Source organism: Actinocorallia sp. B10E7 (assembly GCF_039871655.1).
Classification (GTDB): Bacteria; Actinomycetota; Actinomycetes; order Streptosporangiales; family Streptosporangiaceae; genus Actinocorallia.
This window is the reverse complement of record NZ_JBDPLZ010000013.1, coordinates 83,279-100,925: the sequence shown is the minus strand read 5'-3', so window position 1 is coordinate 100,925 and position 17,647 is coordinate 83,279. Positions and strand designations below refer to the sequence as shown.

15 protein-coding genes are annotated in these 17,647 nt (G+C 71.0%); 8 read left to right on the top strand and 7 right to left on the bottom strand.

Annotated elements, in window-relative coordinates:
• Nucleotides 1-52: 52 nt before the first annotated feature.
• Nucleotides 53-511, bottom strand: coding sequence for a gamma-glutamylcyclotransferase (locus tag ABGB12_RS31430; RefSeq protein WP_347683544.1), 459 nt, complete (start codon nucleotides 509-511; stop codon nucleotides 53-55).
• Between the two features lie 54 nt (nucleotides 512-565).
• Here ABGB12_RS31430 and ABGB12_RS31425 point away from each other — a divergent pair, with 54 nt between their 5' ends.
• Nucleotides 566-1,954: an NAD(P)H-quinone dehydrogenase gene (locus tag ABGB12_RS31425; protein WP_347683542.1), complete on the top strand. Its 1,389-nt coding sequence runs from the start codon at nucleotides 566-568 to the stop codon at nucleotides 1,952-1,954.
• A gap of 4 nt (nucleotides 1,955-1,958) precedes the next feature.
• Here ABGB12_RS31425 and ABGB12_RS31420 read toward each other — a convergent pair whose 3' ends face one another.
• Nucleotides 1,959-2,510 carry a PH domain-containing protein gene (locus ABGB12_RS31420; RefSeq protein ID WP_347683540.1) on the bottom strand — a complete coding sequence of 184 codons (552 nt, stop codon included), beginning with the start codon at nucleotides 2,508-2,510 and terminating at the stop codon, nucleotides 1,959-1,961.
• A gap of 98 nt (nucleotides 2,511-2,608) precedes the next feature.
• Here ABGB12_RS31420 and ABGB12_RS31415 point away from each other — a divergent pair, with 98 nt between their 5' ends.
• From ABGB12_RS31415 to ABGB12_RS31400, 4 genes are all read left to right on the top strand, one after another.
• Entirely contained in the window at nucleotides 2,609-3,970 is a 1,362-nt protein-coding gene (locus tag ABGB12_RS31415; protein ID WP_347683538.1) for an FAD-binding protein, read from the top strand.
• A gap of 112 nt (nucleotides 3,971-4,082) precedes the next feature.
• On the top strand, nucleotides 4,083-5,516 hold the full coding sequence (locus ABGB12_RS31410) for an OmpA family protein (protein ID WP_347683536.1): 1,434 nt from the start codon (nucleotides 4,083-4,085) through the stop codon (nucleotides 5,514-5,516).
• Nucleotides 5,517-5,552: 36 nt separating this feature from the next.
• A complete protein-coding gene (locus tag ABGB12_RS31405) occupies nucleotides 5,553-5,999 on the top strand; it encodes a helix-turn-helix transcriptional regulator (RefSeq protein WP_347683534.1) in 447 nt (148 codons plus the stop codon).
• A gap of 20 nt (nucleotides 6,000-6,019) precedes the next feature.
• Complete coding sequence (locus ABGB12_RS31400) at nucleotides 6,020-8,419, top strand: excinuclease ABC subunit UvrA (RefSeq protein WP_347683532.1); 2,400 nt, start codon at nucleotides 6,020-6,022, stop codon at nucleotides 8,417-8,419.
• A 44-nt stretch (nucleotides 8,420-8,463) separates the two neighbouring features.
• Here the strand turns inward: ABGB12_RS31400 and ABGB12_RS31395 are convergent, their stop codons facing one another.
• The 5 genes from ABGB12_RS31395 to ABGB12_RS31375 form a co-directional block, all read right to left on the bottom strand.
• On the bottom strand, nucleotides 8,464-9,117 hold the full coding sequence (locus ABGB12_RS31395) for a Uma2 family endonuclease (protein WP_347683530.1): 654 nt from the start codon (nucleotides 9,115-9,117) through the stop codon (nucleotides 8,464-8,466).
• Nucleotides 9,118-9,225: 108 nt separating this feature from the next.
• The gene (locus ABGB12_RS31390; protein WP_347683528.1) at nucleotides 9,226-10,515 is read right to left on the bottom strand and encodes an ABC transporter permease; all 1,290 of its coding nucleotides are present in this window, start codon (nucleotides 10,513-10,515) and stop codon (nucleotides 9,226-9,228) included.
• Entirely contained in the window at nucleotides 10,512-11,795 is a 1,284-nt protein-coding gene (locus tag ABGB12_RS31385; RefSeq protein ID WP_347683526.1) for an ABC transporter permease, read from the bottom strand. Before ABGB12_RS31385 ends, ABGB12_RS31390 begins: the two co-directional genes overlap by 4 nt.
• Nucleotides 11,788-13,308: an ABC transporter ATP-binding protein gene (locus ABGB12_RS31380; RefSeq protein ID WP_347683524.1), complete on the bottom strand. Its 1,521-nt coding sequence runs from the start codon at nucleotides 13,306-13,308 to the stop codon at nucleotides 11,788-11,790. Before ABGB12_RS31380 ends, ABGB12_RS31385 begins: the two co-directional genes overlap by 8 nt.
• 122 nt (nucleotides 13,309-13,430) lie before the next feature.
• The gene (locus ABGB12_RS31375) at nucleotides 13,431-14,498 is read right to left on the bottom strand and encodes a BMP family ABC transporter substrate-binding protein (RefSeq protein WP_347683522.1); all 1,068 of its coding nucleotides are present in this window, start codon (nucleotides 14,496-14,498) and stop codon (nucleotides 13,431-13,433) included.
• A 231-nt stretch (nucleotides 14,499-14,729) separates the two neighbouring features.
• Between ABGB12_RS31375 and ABGB12_RS31370 the strand changes: the two genes are divergently transcribed.
• Genes ABGB12_RS31370 through ABGB12_RS31360 form a run of 3 tightly spaced genes read left to right on the top strand, consistent with a single transcriptional unit; the run spans nucleotide 14,730 to nucleotide 17,503 of the window.
• Nucleotides 14,730-15,143: a cytidine deaminase gene (locus ABGB12_RS31370; RefSeq protein ID WP_347683520.1), complete on the top strand. Its 414-nt coding sequence runs from the start codon at nucleotides 14,730-14,732 to the stop codon at nucleotides 15,141-15,143.
• A 9-nt stretch (nucleotides 15,144-15,152) separates the two neighbouring features.
• A complete protein-coding gene (locus tag ABGB12_RS31365; protein WP_347683518.1) occupies nucleotides 15,153-16,430 on the top strand; it encodes a thymidine phosphorylase in 1,278 nt (425 codons plus the stop codon).
• On the top strand, nucleotides 16,430-17,503 hold the full coding sequence (locus tag ABGB12_RS31360) for an adenosine deaminase (protein ID WP_347683516.1): 1,074 nt from the start codon (nucleotides 16,430-16,432) through the stop codon (nucleotides 17,501-17,503). Before ABGB12_RS31365 ends, ABGB12_RS31360 begins: the two co-directional genes overlap by 1 nt.
• Nucleotides 17,504-17,647: the final 144 nt, after the last annotated feature.

Below are 17,647 nucleotides of genomic sequence, written 5' to 3'. Positions count from 1 at the left end.
TCTACCAAACTCTCCGCCGCCGCCCGGCCGGTGTTTGGAGAGTCCTCCAAGCTCAGGACTCGGTGCCGAGGGTGTCGCAGGGACGGGCCCGCAACTCCTTGACGTAGGGCTCGGGCGCGCCGGCCTTCTCCGCGGCGTCGGCGATGATGCCGAGGAACCTGGCGGAGGGGAGGCCGCCCTCGTAGGCGTTGAGGACGTAGATCCAGGCGAGTTCCTCGCCGAAGAGGGTCTGCACCCGCACCCTGATCTTGGTGTAGAGGCCGAGTTCGTGCCCCTCCCAGGCGTCCAGGGCCTGCTCGTCCCGTTCGGGGACGTCGTAGAGGGCGACGAAGACCTCCGAGCCGGCGTCCTCGACGACGGTGGCCAGCGCGCCGTCCCAGCCGATCTCCTCACCGCCGAAGGTCAGCCGCCAGCCCTTCAGCCAGCCGGTGTCGCGCAGGGGCGAGTGGGGAGCCCGCTCAGCCATCTGCTCGGGGTCCATGTTGGAGGCGTACGCCGCATACAGAGCCACGCTGACCTAGCGTACCGGCCCATCCATCGGCCTCCGTGCGAAAGAATGGGCGTTGTGAGCACGCGTATCGTAATTCTGGGTGGAGGACCTGGCGGCTACGAGGCCGCCCTCGTGGCCGCGCGGCTGGGCGCGGACGTCACGGTGGTGGAGCGCGACGGTCCGGGCGGCGCGAGCGTCCTGTACGACTGCGTCCCCTCCAAGACCCTGATCGCGACCTCCGTCCGGATGTCGGTGCTCAGCGAGTCGTCCCGGCTGGGCGTGCAGTTCGACGGCGGGCCCGACGGCGAGGTCGGCGGGCTCACCGCGGACCTCCCCCGCATCAACAAGCGGGTGAAGGACCTGGCCCGCGCCCAGTCCTTCGACGTGGCCGACCGGCTCGGCTACGAGGAGGTCAAGATCGTCCGGGGTGAGGGGCGGCTCGACGGCCCGAGCACCGTGGTGGTCGGCGACCGCCGGATCGAGGCCGACGTGATCATCGTCGCCACCGGCGCGACCCCCCGCGTGCTGCCCGGGGCCGAGCCGGACGGTGAGCGCATCCTCACCTGGCGGCAGCTGTACGACATGGACGAGCTGCCCGAGGAGCTGATCGTCGTCGGGTCCGGCGTCACCGGCGCCGAGTTCGCCGGGGCCTACCTGAGCCTGGGCTCGAAGGTGACGCTCGTCTCCTCTCGCGACCGGATCCTGCCCTCCCAGGACGCCGAGGCCGCCTCCGTCCTGGAGGACGTCTACCGGCGGCGCGGCATGAACCTGCTGAGCCGCTCCCGCGCGGGCGCCGTGGAGCGGTCGGGCGACGGCGTCGTGGTGACGCTGGAGGACGGCCGCAAGGTCCACGGCTCGCACTGCCTGATGACCGTCGGCATGGTCCCCAACACCCGCGGCATCGGCCTGGAGCGGGCCGGGGTGAAGCTGGGCCCCGGCGGCTACGTCGAGACCGACAAGGTCTCGCGCACGTCCGTGGCCAACATCTACGCGGCGGGCGACTGCACCGGGGTCTTCGCGCTGGCCTCGGTGGCGGCGATGCAGGGCCGGATCGCGGTGTGGCACGCGCTGGGCGAGGCGGTCCAGCCACTGAAGCTCGGCTGGGTCAGCTCCAACATCTTCACCGACCCGGAGGTCGCCTCGGTCGGCGTGACCCAGCAGATGGTCGACAACTGCGAGGTCGACGCCCGGACGGTCATGCTCCCGCTGGACACCAACGCGCGGGCCAAGATGCAGGGCTTCGAGGACGGCTTCATCAAGCTGTTCTGCCGCCGTTCCACCGGCATCGTGCTGGGCGGCGTGATCGTCGCGCCGCGCGCCAGCGAGCTGATCATGACCCTCGCCGTGGCGGTGCAGCAGCACCTGACCGTCGACCAGCTGGCGCACACCTTCACCGTCTACCCGTCGCTGTCGGGCAGCATCCAGGAGGCCGCCAACCGCCTCACGGTCGACTCCGCCTACTGACCGGTCAGAGCACCAGCAGGACGGCCAGCGCGGCCAGCGGGACCGCCACGGCCAGCAGCGCGGGCCAGGACCAGGCGACGGTCACCTCGCCCTCCCCCCGCGACCTGGCGCGCACCTCCTCGAGCCGCTCCGCCGCGAAGTCGACGGGCGTGCGTCCGGCGATCCGGTCCGCCAGGTCCCCCGGCAACTTCGGGTCGGGTTTCGCCCGCCGGGCCCGCGCCTCGGAGCGCGCGGAGGCCTGCACCGCCCACGCCGCGACCTCGCCGCCCTCGTAGCGCACGGTCAGCGCCCGCCCCGGCTCGATCCCGGTGATCGTGTTCCAGGGCAGCCTCGTGGTCCGGAAGGGATTGTGAACGGCCAGCGCCGCCTCCTCCGCCGCCACCCGGGGCCGCAGCCCCAGCGCGTAGGCCAGGCCGCAGCTCAGCAGCAGGGACGCGGCGGCGATCGCGGCTGCCTGGTCCCGGCCCCGGACCGCCACGTCCACCAGGTTCGCGGCGGCGAAGACCAGCCAGATCCAGCCGGCGACCCACCCGAGAACGGAGCGGAACGGCTTCATCCTCCCAAGATAGTGCGAACTTTCCTCACTTTCCCGCTGTCCAACCAGCTGTACCAAACCCCCGCCACCCACGACCGCGTCAATCATGAAGGGGCATAGTGAACGAGCAAAACGGGGCATCGGTTGAGGATCTGCGCAACATACTGAAGGGGCAGGTGCTGCTGCCCGGCGAACCCGGATTCGAAGCCGCCGCCGCGTCCTGGGACCTGTCGGTACGGCAGGAGGTGCGCGCGGTGGCGGAGATCGCGGACGCGCACGACGCGGCCGCCGTCGTCGCCCACGCCCGGCGGGCCGGGCTCGGCGTGGCGGCGCAGGCGTCCGGCCACGGCGCCACCACGGCGCTGAACGGCACGATCCTGGTGCGCACCGGGGCGATGCGCGGGATCGAGATCGACGCCGACCGGTCCGTCGCCCGGATCGAGGCCGGCGCGCGCTGGGGAGAGATCCAGGCCCAGGCCGCCCGGCACGGGCTGACCGGGCTCTGCGGCAGCGCGCCCGTGGTCTCCGCGACCGGCTACCTGCTGGGCGGCGGGCTGAGCTGGTTCGGCCGCAAGCACGGGCTCGCCGCCGGATCCGTCCGCGCCGCCGAGATCGTCGACGCCGAGGGCGTGCTGCGCCGCGTCACCCAGGCGGACGACCCGGAGCTCCTGTGGGCGCTGCGCGGCGGCGGCGGAGACTTCGCCCTGGTCACCGCGCTGGAGATCGACCTGTACCCGGCTTCCGAACTGTACGGCGGGCGCGTCATCTGGCCGGCCGCCCGCGCCTCCGAGGTCATGGCGGCCTTCAGGCGGCTGACCGCGGACGCGCCCGACGAGCTGACCGCCTGGTTCACCCTGCTCAACCCGCCGCCCTCCCCGGACGTCCCGGAGGCGCTGCGGGGCCCGCTGGCCACGATCGACGTCACCTACCTGGGTGACCCGGACAAGGGCCGGGAGCTCACCCGGATCCTCGACTCGGTCCCCGGCGTGCTCTCCGACGGCCGCGGCCCGCTCTCCCCCGCAGAGGTGGGCGGGATCTGCGCCGAGCCGGAGAACCCGACGCCGATCCTGTACCGCAGCGAACTGTTCGGCGAGTTCACCGAGGAGGCGGCCGGCAAGCTGCTGGATGCCGCCGGGCATGAGGGCATCGCCCCGCTGGCGATGCTCCAGGTCCGGCACCTGGGCGGCGCGCTGGCACGTCCCGTCGACGGCGCGTGCGGCGCCATGGCCGAGCCCTACCTGCTCGGCATGCTCGGCGTCACGTTCGCCCCCGAACTGGAGGAGGCGGTCCGCGCCCGCCAGGAAGAGATCGCCACGGCGCTCGAACCCCACCTCAGCGGACGCAAGCCCTTCACGTTCCTGCGCAGCGACGGGGCGGCGGCGGACGCCTTCCCGGCCGAGACGCTGGCCCGCCTGCGCGACGTCAAGCGGCGCCGCGACCCGAACGGCGTCTTCCGCAGCAACTTCCCCGTGTCGGACTGACGCCTGACGGCCCCCGGAAACCGGGGGCCGTCCCTCTTTCCATGGACCTGGGACGGGCAAAAGTGATCGAATAGCAGATACCGCCAGCCCTCCCCACCCGCTGGAGACCGCGATGCGCGTGCTTCCGATCGCCGCCCTTCTCGTCCTGGCCGTCGGCTGCAGCAGCTCCGAAGACCCGCCGGCCGGCCGTCCGTCCGAAGACGGCGCGCCGCCGCCCCCCGCCTCGTCCGGCCCGCAGGGGCCCCGGGCGCTCGCGGCCGTGGACGTCGACACGAAGGTCAAGGCCCGGCTGGAGGTCGTCGGCCTCAACCGCTACAAGGGCGACCACGTCCTCGCGCAGATCCGGGTGACGAACAACGACAGCACGAGCTTCGACCCGCTGAACCACCTGGCCGACGACACCGACGCCACCCCCGACATGAACCGCGCGGGCGGCGTCTTCCTCCTGGACACGGCGGCCCGCCGCGTGGTGAAGCCCCTGCAGACCGACGGCGGCTGCGTGTGCAGCACCGAGACCGACCCCCTCGGGTCCTTCCTGGAGCCCGGCGAGCAGAAGACGTTCTTCGCCGTCCTTCCCGCCCCGTCCGGCGGCGCGAAGACCGCCACCCTGCTGACCCCGATGTCACCGCCGCTGGTGGACGTCCCGATCAGCGACTCCCCGCCCGAGGGCCCGGGCTTCCCCGAACCGGTGGGCGAGACCGTCTCCTACCCGCTGGACGCCCACTCCGAGGACGACGAGAGCGAACTGCGCGACGACGGCGAGGAGATCGAGGTCAGCCTCTCCGCCGACGTGCTGTTCGCCACCGGATCCCACACCCTGACCCCGGCCGCCGACGCCCTCATCGAGAAGACCGCCGGACGCGTCTCCGGCGGCGCCGTCAAGGTCGAGGGCCACGCCGACTCCACCGGCGACGCCGGGATCAACGGCCCGCTGTCCCGGCGACGGGCCGAGTCCGTCGCCCGGCGCCTGAAGACCCTCGTCCCCGGCGCGACCTTCGAGACCGAGGGCTTCGGCTCCGCCAGGCCCCTCTACCCCAACACCACCCCGGAGGGCCGCCGCCGCAACCGCCGGGTCACCATCACCTTCACCAGGACCGAGCGCCCCGAGCCCCGTCCGTCCGCGACGGCCCCGGCCGCTCCCCCCGCCGCCCGGCAGGACTTCACCGTGGCCGTGGACCCGCTCCGTCCCGTAGGCGGCGGCCTGTCCCTGCTCACCTACTCCCTCACGAACACGGGCCCGAGCCAGGTCTCCCTCCGCCGCCTCACCGACGACACCGAACGCACCTGGCTGAAGTTCCGCTTCTGGGCCGCGGCCAACGCCGAACTCATCGACGGCGACCGCCGCATCCCCCCGGCCCGCTACATCCTGGGCACCCCGACCCAGGGCTTCGCCCAGCTCTGCCTCTGCACCAAGACCTCCGGCATCGCCCTGGGCGCCGACCGGTTCGCCCCCTCCCAGACCAAGCACTTCTGGGCCGTGGTCCAGTCCCCCTCGGGCCCCGTCACCGCCGAGATAGCCGACCTCCCCGCTCCCGTCCCGACCTGACCGCGGGCGGCGTGGGCAAATCCGGCACGACGTGGCATGATCACACAGGTGACCAGCAGACCCGCCGCGGCGCAGCGTCTGAGCGACCTCGCGCAGTTGCGCCGTGTCCGTGACCGGATCGACCGGGAATACGCCCAGCCACTGAACGTCGAGGCACTCGCCCGCGGCGCCCACATGTCAGCCGGACACCTCAGCCGCGAATTCCGGCGCGCCTACGGCGAATCCCCCTACTCCTACCTGATGACACGACGCATCGAACGCGCCATGGCACTACTGCGCCGCGGCGACCTCAGCGTCACCGAAGTCTGCTTCGCCGTCGGCTGCTCATCCCTGGGCACCTTCAGCACCCGCTTCACCGAACTGGTCGGCATGCCGCCCAGCGCCTACCGCGACCAGACGGCCCACCCGGCGGAAGGGGTGCCACCGTGTGTGGCGAAACAGGTGACCAGACCTGTCAGGAATCGAGAAGCGCCGCCCCTCTGACCGCGTCTAGCGTGACCGGTGTGGAAACCACCATTCAGAAGACGGACACGCAGTCGCCCGCGCCGCACGTCGCCGACAGCCACGATCTGATCCGCGTGCACGGCGCGCGCGTGAACAACCTCAAGGACGTCAGCGTCGAGATCCCCAAGCGCCGGCTGACGGTGTTCACCGGCGTCTCCGGCTCGGGCAAGACCTCGCTGGTGTTCGGCACGATCGCGGCGGAGTCCCAGCGGCTGATCAACGAGACCTACAGCGCCTTCGTGCAGGGTTTCATGCCGACGCTGGCGCGGCCCGAGGTCGACGTCCTCGAAGGGCTGACGACCGCGATCCTCGTCGACCAGCAGCGGATGGGCGCCGACCCCCGCTCCACGGTCGGCACCGCCACCGACGCCAACGCGATGCTGCGCGTCCTCTTCAGCCGGCTCGGGCGGCCGTACATCGGCTCGCCCGCCGCGTTCGCCTTCAACGTCCCCTCCGTCCGGGCGAGCGGCGTGATCACGGTCGAACGCGGCGCCAAGAAGACCGAGAAGCAGACCTTCACCCGCACCGGCGGCATGTGCCTGCGCTGCGAAGGCCGCGGCACGGTCTCCGACATCGACCTCACCCAGCTCTACGACGACTCCAAGTCGATCGCCGAAGGCGCGATCACCATCCCCGGCTACAAGGTGGACAGCTGGTGGACGGTGGGGATCTTCATCGAGTCGGGTTTCCTCGATCCGGACAAGCCGATCCGCGACTACACCGGGACCGAGCTGCACGACTTCCTCCACCGCGAGCCGACCAAGGTGAAGGTCAACGGCGTCAACCTCACCTACGAGGGGCTGATCCCGAAGATCCGGAAGTCGTTCCTCTCCAAGGACCGGGAGGCGATGCAACCGCACATCCGGGCGTTCGTGGACCGGGCGGTCACCTTCACCGCCTGCCCCGAGTGCGGCGGCAGCCGGCTCAGCGAGGAGGCCCGCTCGTCGCGGATCGGCGGGATCAACATCGCCGACGCCTGCGCGATGCAGATCAGCGACCTGGCCGCATGGGTCCGCGGCCTCGACGAGCCTTCGGTGGCGCCGCTGCTCGCCACGCTGCGGCAGATCCTCGACTCGTTCGTGGAGATCGGGCTGGGCTACCTCTCGCTCGACCGGTCGTCGGGCACCCTGTCGGGCGGCGAGGCGCAGCGCGTCAAGATGATCCGCCACCTCGGCTCCTCGCTCACCGACACCACCTACGTCTTCGACGAGCCCACCGCGGGCCTGCACCCCCATGACATCCAGCGGATGAACGACCTGCTGCTGCGGCTGCGCGACAAGGGCAACACGGTGCTCGTCGTGGAGCACAAGCCGGAGACGATCGTGATCGCCGACCACGTCGTCGACCTCGGCCCCGGCGCCGGCACGGCGGGCGGCGCCGTCTGCTTCCAGGGCACCGTCGAGGAGCTGCGGGCCAGTGACACCGTCACCGGCCGCCATCTCGACAACCGGGCCGCCCTCAAGGAGAAGGTGCGGACGCCCGCCGGCAAGCTGGAGATCCGCGGCGCGACGGCGAACAACCTGCGCGACGTCGACGTCGACATCCCGCTCGGCGTGCTCGTCGCCGTCACCGGCGTCGCGGGATCCGGCAAGAGCTCGCTCATCCACGGCTCGATCCCCGCCGGCTCGGGTGTGGTGTCGATCGACCAGGGCGCGATCCGCGGCTCGCGACGGAGCAGCCCGGCGACGTACACCGGGCTGCTCGACCCGATCCGCAAGGCGTTCGCGAAGGCCAACGGCGTGAAACCGGCGCTGTTCAGCGCCAACTCCGAGGGTGCCTGCCCCGCCTGCGCCGGCGTCGGCGTCATCTACACCGACCTGGCGATGATGGCCGGTGTCGCCACCCCCTGCGAGGAGTGCGAGGGCAAGCGGTTCCAGGCGTCGGTGCTGGAGTACCGCCTCGGCGGCCGCGACATCAGCGAGGTGCTCGCGATGCCGGTGGCCGAGGCCGAGGAGTTCTTCGGCGCCGGGGAGGCGCGCACTCCGGCCGCGCACCGCGTCCTCGGCCGGCTCGCCGACGTCGGGCTCGGCTACCTCAGCCTCGGCCAGCCGCTCACCACGCTGTCCGGCGGCGAGCGGCAGCGGCTCAAGCTGGCCGCCCAGATGACCGAGGAGGGCGGCGTCTACGTCCTCGACGAGCCGACCGCCGGTCTGCACCTCGCCGACGTCGAGCAGCTGCTCGGCCTGCTCGACCGGCTCGTGGACTCCGGTAAGTCGGTCATCGTCGTCGAGCACCACCAGGCGGTCATGGCGCACGCCGACTGGATCATCGACCTCGGCCCCGGCGCCGGCCACGACGGCGGCCGGATCGTCTTCGAGGGCACCCCCGCCGACCTCGTCGCCGCCCGCTCCACCCTCACCGGCGAGCACCTCGCGGCCTACGTCGGCGCCCCGCGCTGACGCGGCCCTCCGGCGCCCCGCTCACCTGGCCCTGGACGAGCACCTCACGTCCAGGGCAGCCATTCCCCGGTGGGGATCTCCACCCCGAAAGGGTCGGGCAAGGTGATCGTCTCCCCGAAGGACCACACCTGTTCGTCCAGGTAGGCGCCGTTGGCCGCGTGCGGAATCGTGTAGAGCACCGCCCGCGCGGCCTTCGGGTCCCGGTCGACCAGCAGGTAGTAGGGGATCTCCGCGCGCGCGTAAGCGGTCCACTTGGTGGCGGGCCCGTCCAGAGGCGGACGGTCCCGCCAGGCGTTCCCCCGCGACGTCACCTCCAGCACCAGCTCGACCTCGTCCGAAGCGAGGCAGACTACTTGGGCCCGCCGCGCGGCCCTGATCGTCGTGCTCTCCCCCACCACCAGATCGGGTATGAAGTCGAAGTCCTCCCCCGGGGAGACCAGGGTGAGGTTCACTCCCTGCTGGCATCTCCATACATGGTCGGCGTCCTCCCGCCGGGCCAGGACGAACGCTTCGGAGACGTCTTCGACGATCCCTCCATGATCCACCGCCGGTGCCGGCGACACGACGACCTCCCCCCCGATGACCTCGACGCGGTCCCCTTCGCGCGCGCCGACCGCGTCGGCCAGCTCTCCGCGCACGAACAGGGCGTGTGGCGTGTCCGGGAGGTCGATCAGGCGGGAGAGAACAGCAGTGATCACCTTTGGTGCCCCCTCGTTCACGTTCTGCTCCCGGCATCGTAGGGAAACGTCACCGCCAGCGTACGCAGTTCTCCGAATCCGAGAGAAGGGTTGCGGCGCGCCCGGCGGTCAGCCCTTGGTGTAGGGCTGGCCGTCGGCGGCGGGGGCCCGGACGTAACCGACGAGGCCCGCCACGGCGAAGATCGTCGCCAGGTAGGGGAGCATCGACAGGAAGGACGTGGGGACGGGGGTCTGCAGCGGCTGGACGGCGTTGGAGAGTCCTCCCGCGAAGCCGAAGAGGAGTGCCGCCCACAGGGCGCCCACCGGAGACCAGCGGCCGAAGATGACGGCGGCCAGCGCGATGAAGCCCTGGCCCGCGGCCATGTTCTTGTTGAAGCTGATGTTCAGGCCGATGGTGAGCCAGACACCGCCCAGGCCCGCGATCAGGCCGCCCAGGAACATGTTCACGTAGCGGGTGCGGATGACGTTGATGCCGACGGTGTCGGCGGCGGTGGGGTGCTCGCCGACGGCCCGGGTGCGCAGGCCCCAGCGGGTGTGGAACAGCGCGACGTGCACGACCACCAGGAGCGCCATCGTCAGGTAGACGAGGATGTTCTGGGCGAACAGCACCGGGCCGATCACCGGGAGCTCCGACAGCAGCGGAATCCTGATCTTGGAGAAGGCCAGGGCCTCGTTGTAGGCGGCGGTGTCGCTCTGCATGACGCGCTCGTAGAAGAAGCCCGTCAGGCCGGTGGCCAGCATCGTCAGGACGACGCCCAGGACGACCTGCTCCACCAGGTAGCGCTGGGCGAAGACCGCCAGCAGCAGCCCGAACAGGGCGCCGGCCAGGCTGCCCGCGAACAAGGCCGCCCACAGCGAGTCCGTCACGGACGCGGTGAAGGCGGCGGTGCACGCCCCCAGGAGGAACTGGCCTTCGATGCCCACGTTGATGACGCCGGAGCGTTCGCCCATGACGCCCGCCAGCGCGCCCAGGACCAGCGGCACGGCCGCCAGGAGCGTCGCCTCCATGACCGCCGCGAGGTTCAGGCTCCGGCCCGCCGCCGCCCAGACCATGAAGGCCAGCACGTAGCAGAACAGGAACACGCCCGTCACCGTGGCGTTGAGCCGCCCGGACAACGGGACCGCCAGCTTCGCCGCCCCGCACAGCACGGCCAGGACGGCCAGCGCCAGCGCGACCGGACCGGCGGGGAACGTCAGATCGGGCAGCGTCAGGCCGGTCGCCGTGGTGAGGTTCAGCACGAACCGGGTGTCGACCCCGTCGGTGCGGCTGCCCAGGCCGAACGCCCAGGCCCCGTACAGCCCGACGACGATCATCGCGATGCCGCCGTAGAGGCGTCCGCGCGCCATTCCCGCCCCCGCCGGGGCGAGGCCCTCCTGCGGCAGAGCCGTGGCCGTCATCCGTTCCATCCCTTCGAAGCGAGTGCGGCCTGGGACCCTCCGGTGCCCTTGAGGCGGAAGAGGCCGCGGACCAGCGGCGGCGCGGCCACGAACAGCACGATGAGCGCCTGGAGGACCGTCACGATCTCGATGGAGATCCCGGCCGACGCCTGCATCGCGCGGCCTCCGGCCTGCAGTGCGCCGAACAGGATCGCGGCGAAGACCGTCCCGACCGGAGAGGCGCGGCCCAGCAGCGCCACGGTGATGGCGGTGAAGCCCAGGCCCGCGTCGATGGAGGGGGTGAGCGCGTTGTTGGCGTTGGCGGTGCCCAGCACCTGGGTCGCGCCGACGATGCCCATCAGCCCGCCGGAGATGAGCATCGCCATGATCTGGCTCCTGCCCACGCTCATGCCGGCGGTGCGGGCGGCCGCCGGGTTCGCGCCGACCGCGCGCAACTCGAAGCCCAGGGTGGAGCGGCCCAGCAGCCACCAGCAGAAGAACACGGCGGCGATCGCGATCAGCAGCCCCGTGTGGAGCCGCAGGCTCCCGCCGCCCTCCGGCAGCCAGGAGAGCAGCTTGGGCAGCTCGGCCGCCTCCGACACCGACTTCGACAGCGGCTCGTACCGGTCGGGGTTCTTGACCGCGTCCGTGGTGATCAGCCAGACCAGGAAGTAGACGGCCGTGTAGTTGAGCATGATCGTGACGATCACCTCGTGCGCGCCGGTCCTGGCCTTGAGGAACCCGACCAGCGCGCCGTAGAGGGCGCCGCCGGCGATGCCGGCCAGCACCGCGAGCACCGCCGCGACGACGGGCGGTCCCTCCAGCGAGAAGCCGACCACGGTCGCGCAGATCGCCCCCATGATCAGCTGTCCCTGGCCGCCGATGTTGAACAGGCCGGCGCGGAAGGCCAGCCCGATGGCCAGGCCGCCGAGCAGCAGCGGGGTGGCCTCGGTGAGCGTCTCGCTGAACGGCCCGATCGCGGTGGCCACGTTCCAGGAGTTGTCGGGGTTCCAGATCGCGCCGCGGAACAGGGCCCCGTAGGCCTCGCTGACCGCGGTCCACGACGCGGACAGCGCGTCGCCCGGCGCGGCGAAGAAGTACGAGAAGGTGCCGCGCACCTCCTCGTCCGAGACGATGATGAGGATCGCGCCGAAGAACAGCGCGAGGACGACGGCCAGCGCGGTGACCAGCCAGGAGCCCTCGAGGATCTCGTCCAGCACCCGCTTGGCGCCGCCGGGCCGCGGCGCCTTCTCGTCCGCGGACGCCTCGGGCGCCGGCTTCTTCTCGGGATGTTCACTCATCGACGACGTCCTCGGGGTTCGCTCCGGCCATGAGCAGACCGATCTTCTCCGTGGGGGTGTCCGCGGACACGATGGCCGCGATCCTGCCTCCGTACATCACCGCGACGCGGTCGGACATCGCCATGACCTCGTCGAGTTCGGTGGAGATCAGCAGGATCGGGCGGCCCTGGTCCCGTTCCCTGATGATCCGCTGGTGGATGAACTCCATCGCGCCGACGTCCACGCCGCGGGTCGGCTGGGAGATCAGCAGCATGCGCAGCGGCCGGGACATCTCCCTGGCCACCACGACCTTCTGCTGGTTGCCGCCGGAGAGCTCGCCGACGGGCTGCTCGATGGAGGTGGTGCGGATGTCGAACTCCTCGACCCGCTGCGCGGCGTTGCGCCGGACCGCCTCGACGTCCATCGTGCCCCGCCGCCCGAACGGCGGCCGGTCGTACAGGTCGAGGACGAGGTTCTCGGCGACGCTCTCGGTGCCGATGAGCCCGTCGTTGCCGCGGTCCTCGGGGACGAAGCCGAGCCCGGCGTGCAGCCGCTCCCGCGGGCTCCTGCCCGACAGCTCGGCACCGTCCAGCACGATCGAGCCGCTCTCGGGGGTGAGGAGTCCGAGGATCGCCTGGGCGAGCTCGGTCTGCCCGTTGCCCTGGACGCCGGCGACGCCCAGGACCTCCCCGGGCATGATGTCGAAGCCGATGCCGTCCACGACGGCCTTCCCGGCCGGGTTGCGCACCGTCAGGTCGCGGACGGAGAAGGCGGGCTCCAGACCCGCGGTCTCTGCGGGGGTCTTCTCCACCCGCAGTCGGACCTGGCGGCCGACCATCAGCGAGGCCAGCTCGGTCTCGGAGGCGTCCGGGGTCGCGGTCCCGACGACCGCCCCGCGCCGGATCACGGTGATCCGGTCGGCGACCGCCTTGACCTCCTTGAGCTTGTGGGTGATGAAGACGATGGACGTCCCCGCCTCGCGCAGCCGGCGCATGACGGTGAACAGCTCCTGGATCTCCTGCGGGGTGAGGACGGCGGTGGGCTCGTCCAGGATGAGGATCTTCGCGTCCCGGGTGAGCGCTTTGACGATCTCGACGCGCTGCTGCACGCCGACGGGCAGCTCACCGACCGTCGCGTCGGGGTCGACGGCCAGGCCGTACCGCTCGGAGACCTCACGGACGTGCCTGCGGGCCGCGGCGTGGTCCAGGAAGGGGCCCTTGACCCGCTCGTCGCCGAGCATGACGTTCTCGGCGACGGTGAAGACGGGCACGAGCATGAAGTGCTGGTGGACCATCCCGATCCCGGCGTTGATCGCCGAGCGCGGACCGTCGAGCACCAGCGGCTTCCCGTCGATCCGGATCTCGCCCTCGTCGGGCTGGTAGAGCCCGTAGAGGATGTTCATCAGCGTCGATTTGCCCGCGCCGTTCTCGCCGACCAGGCAGTGGATCTCCCCCGGACCGATCTCCAGGTCGATCGCGTCGTTGGCCACCAGTGAGCCGAAACGTTTGGTGATGCCCCGAAGTTCAAGTGCCACCCTGAGTCCTCCCCGCAAAGCCGTGGGGCGCAGTGGCGTGCCCGGTGGTCCGGCCTGCCTTGCCCGTGTCGTTCACGGACGGGGCGGGAGCCCGTGCTCCCGCCCCGTCGTCGCCCCGAGGGTCAGCTCTTGGGCTGCGAAGGCGAGGTGATCTTGATCGTGCCGCCGATGATGTCGGCCTTGAGCTTCTCCAGCTCGGACTTCAGGTCGGCCGGGACCTTGCTGTCGAACTCGTGGAACGGGGCCAGGCCGGTGCCGCCGTTCTCCAGGTCGCCCAGGTAGCCGCCGGTCAGCTCACCCTTGGAGCCCTTGACCACGGCCTCCTCGACGGCGCCCTTCATGTTCTTCTGGACCGAGGTGAGGAAGACGTCGCAGTACTGGTCGGCGGACTCGCATCCGTCGGTGTCCACCCAGATCACGCTGACCTTGCCGCCGGTCTCCTTGGCCGCGGCCGCGGCGCCCAGGCCGGTGCCGCCCGCGACCGGGAAGATGACGTCGGCGCCCTGCTCGATGAAGTTCTTGGTGATGCTCTTGCCCTTGGCCTGGTCGTTGAAGTGGTTGGCCATGGAGCCGCTCTTGGGCTTGGTCTCGTCCCAGCCGAGGACCTGGACGTCCTTGCCCTTGGTCTTGTTGTAGTGCTGGACGCCCTCCCAGAAGCCGTCCATGAAGATGGTGACGGGGCCGATCGGCAGACCGCCGAAGGTGGCGACCTTGCCGCTCTTGCTCATGCCCGCGGCGAGGTAGCCGGCGAGGAAGGAGCTCTCGGCGGTGTTGAACTCCATGCCGTAGATCTTCTTGCCGTCCACGGACGCGGAGTCGACGATCGCGAACTGCTGGTTCGGGTGCTGCTCGGCCGCCGCGGTGGTGGCCTCGCCCATCAGGCCGCCGACGGTGACGATGAGCTTGCAGCCCTTGTTGACCAGCTGGTTGATGTTGGGGACGTAGTCGTTCTCGCTGGCGGAGGCGACGAAGTCCTCCTTGCCTCCGACCGTCTTGATGCCCGCCTGCACGCCGGCCCAGGACGCGGCGTTGAAGGAACGGTCGTCGATGCCGCCGGTGTCGGTGACCATGCATGCCGAGTAGTCGGAGTTCGCGGTCGCGTTCTTCTCTTCGCTCGGCTTCTCCCCGCACGCGGCGACCAGCAACGCCAGTCCGGCCACCCCGGCAGCGAGCCGGATCCCCTTGGACACTTTGCCTCCATGTTTGACGAGCTACGGCAACTCTTGCCCAGCCAGTGCGGTATTCAGGTTCACCGTCCGTGGCCGCGAACGTCGATACGCCGAATCAAGTTGTGGGCATACCGTTACGCAATAGCCGTGTTTAGGCGATCGATACCGTCATACGTGTGACGATAACCTTACGCCCTGTTCGTCGGAAAAGGCGACCCCCTCTGACCTGGGAGGCCGTATTACGCTCACCACATGGAAGAGATCGACTGGGTTTCGCTCCGCGCCGCCGCCCAGGCCGCCATGACGCGCGCCTACGCCCCCTACTCCCGCTTCCCCGTGGGTGCCGCCGGACTGACCTCCGACGGCAGGATCGTCACCGGCTGTAACGTCGAGAACGCCTCGTTCGGCCTCACCCTGTGCGCCGAATGCGGTCTCGTCTCGGCCCTCCACGGCTCCGGGACGCCCGGCGAACCCGCTCTCGGTGAGACCCCGCGCCTCGTCGCGGTCTCGGTGGTCGACCGCCACGGCTCCCCTCTCACCCCCTGTGGCCGGTGCCGTCAGCTGCTCTACGAGCACGGCGGGCCCGCGCTGCTCCTCGAGACGTCCGCCGGAGTCAGACCACTCCGCGACTACCTGCCCGACGCGTTCGGGCCCGAATACCTCTAGGAAGGTTCGATGGACGCCATCGAGGTGATCGTCGCCAAGCGTGACGGCGCCGAGCTGAGCACTCCCCAGATCGACTGGGTGATCGAGCACTACACGTCCGGAGCCGTGGCGCACGAGCAGATGGCCGCGCTGAACATGGCCATCCTCCTCAACGGCATGTCCCGGCGCGAGATCGTCGACTGGACCAGGGCGATGATCCGCAGCGGCGAGCGCATGGACTGGTCGGCGCTGGACCGGCCCACCACCGACAAGCACTCCACCGGCGGCGTCGGCGACAAGATCACGCTCCCGTTGGCGCCCACGGTCGCCGCCTGCGGCGGCGCGGTGCCCCAGTTGTCGGGGCGCGGCCTCGGCCACACCGGCGGCACCCTCGACAAGCTGGAGTCGATCCCCGGCTGGCGGGCACACCTCACCAATGAGGAGATGCTGGAGGTGCTGAAGGAGGCGGGCGCGGTGATCTGCGCCGCCGGAGAGGGCCTGGCCCCCGCCGACCGCAAGCTGTACGCGCTGCGGGACGTCACCGGGACCGTGGAGTCCATCCCGCTGATCGCCTCGTCGATCATGTCGAAGAAGATCGCCGAGGGGACGTCCGCGCTGGTCCTGGACGTGAAGGTCGGCTCGGGCGCGTTCATGAAGACCACCGACCACGCCCACGAGCTGGCCCGCACCATGGTCGAGCTCGGCCTGGACGCCGGCGTCAACACCGTGGCCCTGCTCACCGCGATGGACCGCCCGCTCGGCAGCACCGCCGGCAACGCGCTGGAGGTCGCCGAGTCGGTCGAGGTCCTGGCGGGCGGCGGCCCCTGTGACGTGGTGGAGCTGACGGTCGCGCTCGCCCGGGAGATGCTCGACGCCGCGGGCCTGAACGGCAAGGACCCGGCGGACGCGCTGCGGGACGGCTCGGCGATGGACCGCTGGCGCCGGATGATCCGCGCCCAGGGCGGCGATCCGGACGCCCCGCTCCCCACCGCCCGCGAGACCCACACCATCACCGCCTCGGCCTCCGGAGTGCTCACCCGCCTCGACGCCTACCGCGTCGGCCTCGCCGCCTGGCGACTCGGCGCGGGACGGGCCCGCAAGGAGGACCCGGTGAGCGCGGGCGCGGGCGTCGTCTGGCACGCCAGGCCCGGCGACCACGTCGCCTTCGGCCAGCCCCTGTTCACCCTGCACGCCGACGACCCCGCCCGGTTCGAGCGCGCCCTGGCCGCCCTGGACGGCTCCTTCGACCTGGTGGAGAACGGCACGCCCGACCTGCTGCCCCTCATCATCGAAAGGATCGACGCGTGATGAGCCGGAAACCGACGCCGGAGGAGATCCGGCGCGCGCCCAAGGTCCTGCTCCACGACCACCTGGACGGCGGCCTGCGCCCCGCCACGGTCGCCGAGCTCGCCGACCTCCACGGCTACACCGGGCTCCCCCAGACCGAGCCCGAAGCGCTGAGCCGGTGGTTCCGCGACGCCTCCGACAGCGGGTCGCTGGAACGCTACCTGGAGACGTTCATCCACACGGTGGCCGTCATGCAGACCGCCGAGGCGCTCTACCGCGTCGCCTACGAGTGCGCCGAGGACCTCGCCGCCGACGGCATCGTCTACGCGGAGGTCCGGTACGCGCCCGAGCAGCACCTGACCGAGGGGCTGTCCCTGGAGGCCGTCGTCGAGGCCGTCAACGCCGGCTTCCTCGACGGCGGGCGCGAGCACGGCGTCCTCGTCCGCTCCCTGCTGACCGCCATGCGCCACCAGGCCCGCAGCCGCGAGATCGCCGAACTGGCCGTCCGCTACCGCGACCACGGGGTGGCCGGGTTCGACATCGCCGGAGCCGAGGCGGGCAACCCGCCGACCCGCCACCTCGACGCCTTCGAGTACCTCCAGCGGGAGAACGCGCACTTCACCATCCACGCGGGCGAGGCGTTCGGGCTTCCCTCCATCTGGCAGGCCATCCAGTGGTGCGGCGCCGACCGGCTCGGCCACGGCGTCCGCATCATCGACGACATCAGCGAGGACGGCGCGAAGCTGGGCAGGCTCGCCGACTACGTCCGGGACAAGCGCATCCCGCTGGAGATGTGCCCCACGTCCAACGTGCAGACGGGCGCGGCCCGGTCCATCGCCGCCCACCCGATCGGGCTGCTCACCCGGCTGCGGTTCCGGGTGACGGTCAACACCGACAACCGGCTGATGAGCGGGACCACTCTCTCGGAGGAGTTCGCCCGGCTCGTCGACGCCTTCGGCTACGGATGGGACGACCTGCGCTGGTTCACCATCAACGCCATGAAGTCGGCCTTCCTGCACTTCGACGAGCGGCTGGCCCTCATCGACGACGTGATCAAGCCGGGCTTCGCCTCCCTGGAAACGGACAGACCATGACATGAGCGTGGGTAGGGTGCGGCTACCCCGGAAAGACCCCTGACAGTGAGCGGGCAAAGATCTTCGAGTCGGCGGCTCCCACCGGTGACACGCCTCTCCTTTGGAACGCTCTTCTGCTAGGACCCGTCCCTACCCGGCCGCCGG

Excerpts from the sequence above, each read along its gene's own strand:
- ABGB12_RS31420 (WP_347683540.1), bottom strand. The coding sequence starts at position 2,510 with ATGAAGCCGTTCCGCTCCGTTCTCGGGTGGGTCGCCGGCTGGATCTGG.
- ABGB12_RS31410 (WP_347683536.1), top strand. The coding sequence starts at position 4,083 with ATGCGCGTGCTTCCGATCGCCGCCCTTCTCGTCCTGGCCGTCGGCTGC.
- ABGB12_RS31405 (WP_347683534.1), top strand. The coding sequence starts at position 5,553 with ATGATCACACAGGTGACCAGCAGACCCGCCGCGGCGCAGCGTCTGAGC.
- ABGB12_RS31390 (WP_347683528.1), bottom strand. The coding sequence starts at position 10,515 with ATGACGGCCACGGCTCTGCCGCAGGAGGGCCTCGCCCCGGCGGGGGCG.
- ABGB12_RS31385 (WP_347683526.1), bottom strand. The coding sequence starts at position 11,795 with ATGAGTGAACATCCCGAGAAGAAGCCGGCGCCCGAGGCGTCCGCGGAC.
- ABGB12_RS31370 (WP_347683520.1), top strand. The coding sequence starts at position 14,730 with ATGGAAGAGATCGACTGGGTTTCGCTCCGCGCCGCCGCCCAGGCCGCC.
- ABGB12_RS31365 (WP_347683518.1), top strand. The coding sequence starts at position 15,153 with ATGGACGCCATCGAGGTGATCGTCGCCAAGCGTGACGGCGCCGAGCTG.
- ABGB12_RS31360 (WP_347683516.1), top strand. The coding sequence starts at position 16,430 with ATGAGCCGGAAACCGACGCCGGAGGAGATCCGGCGCGCGCCCAAGGTC.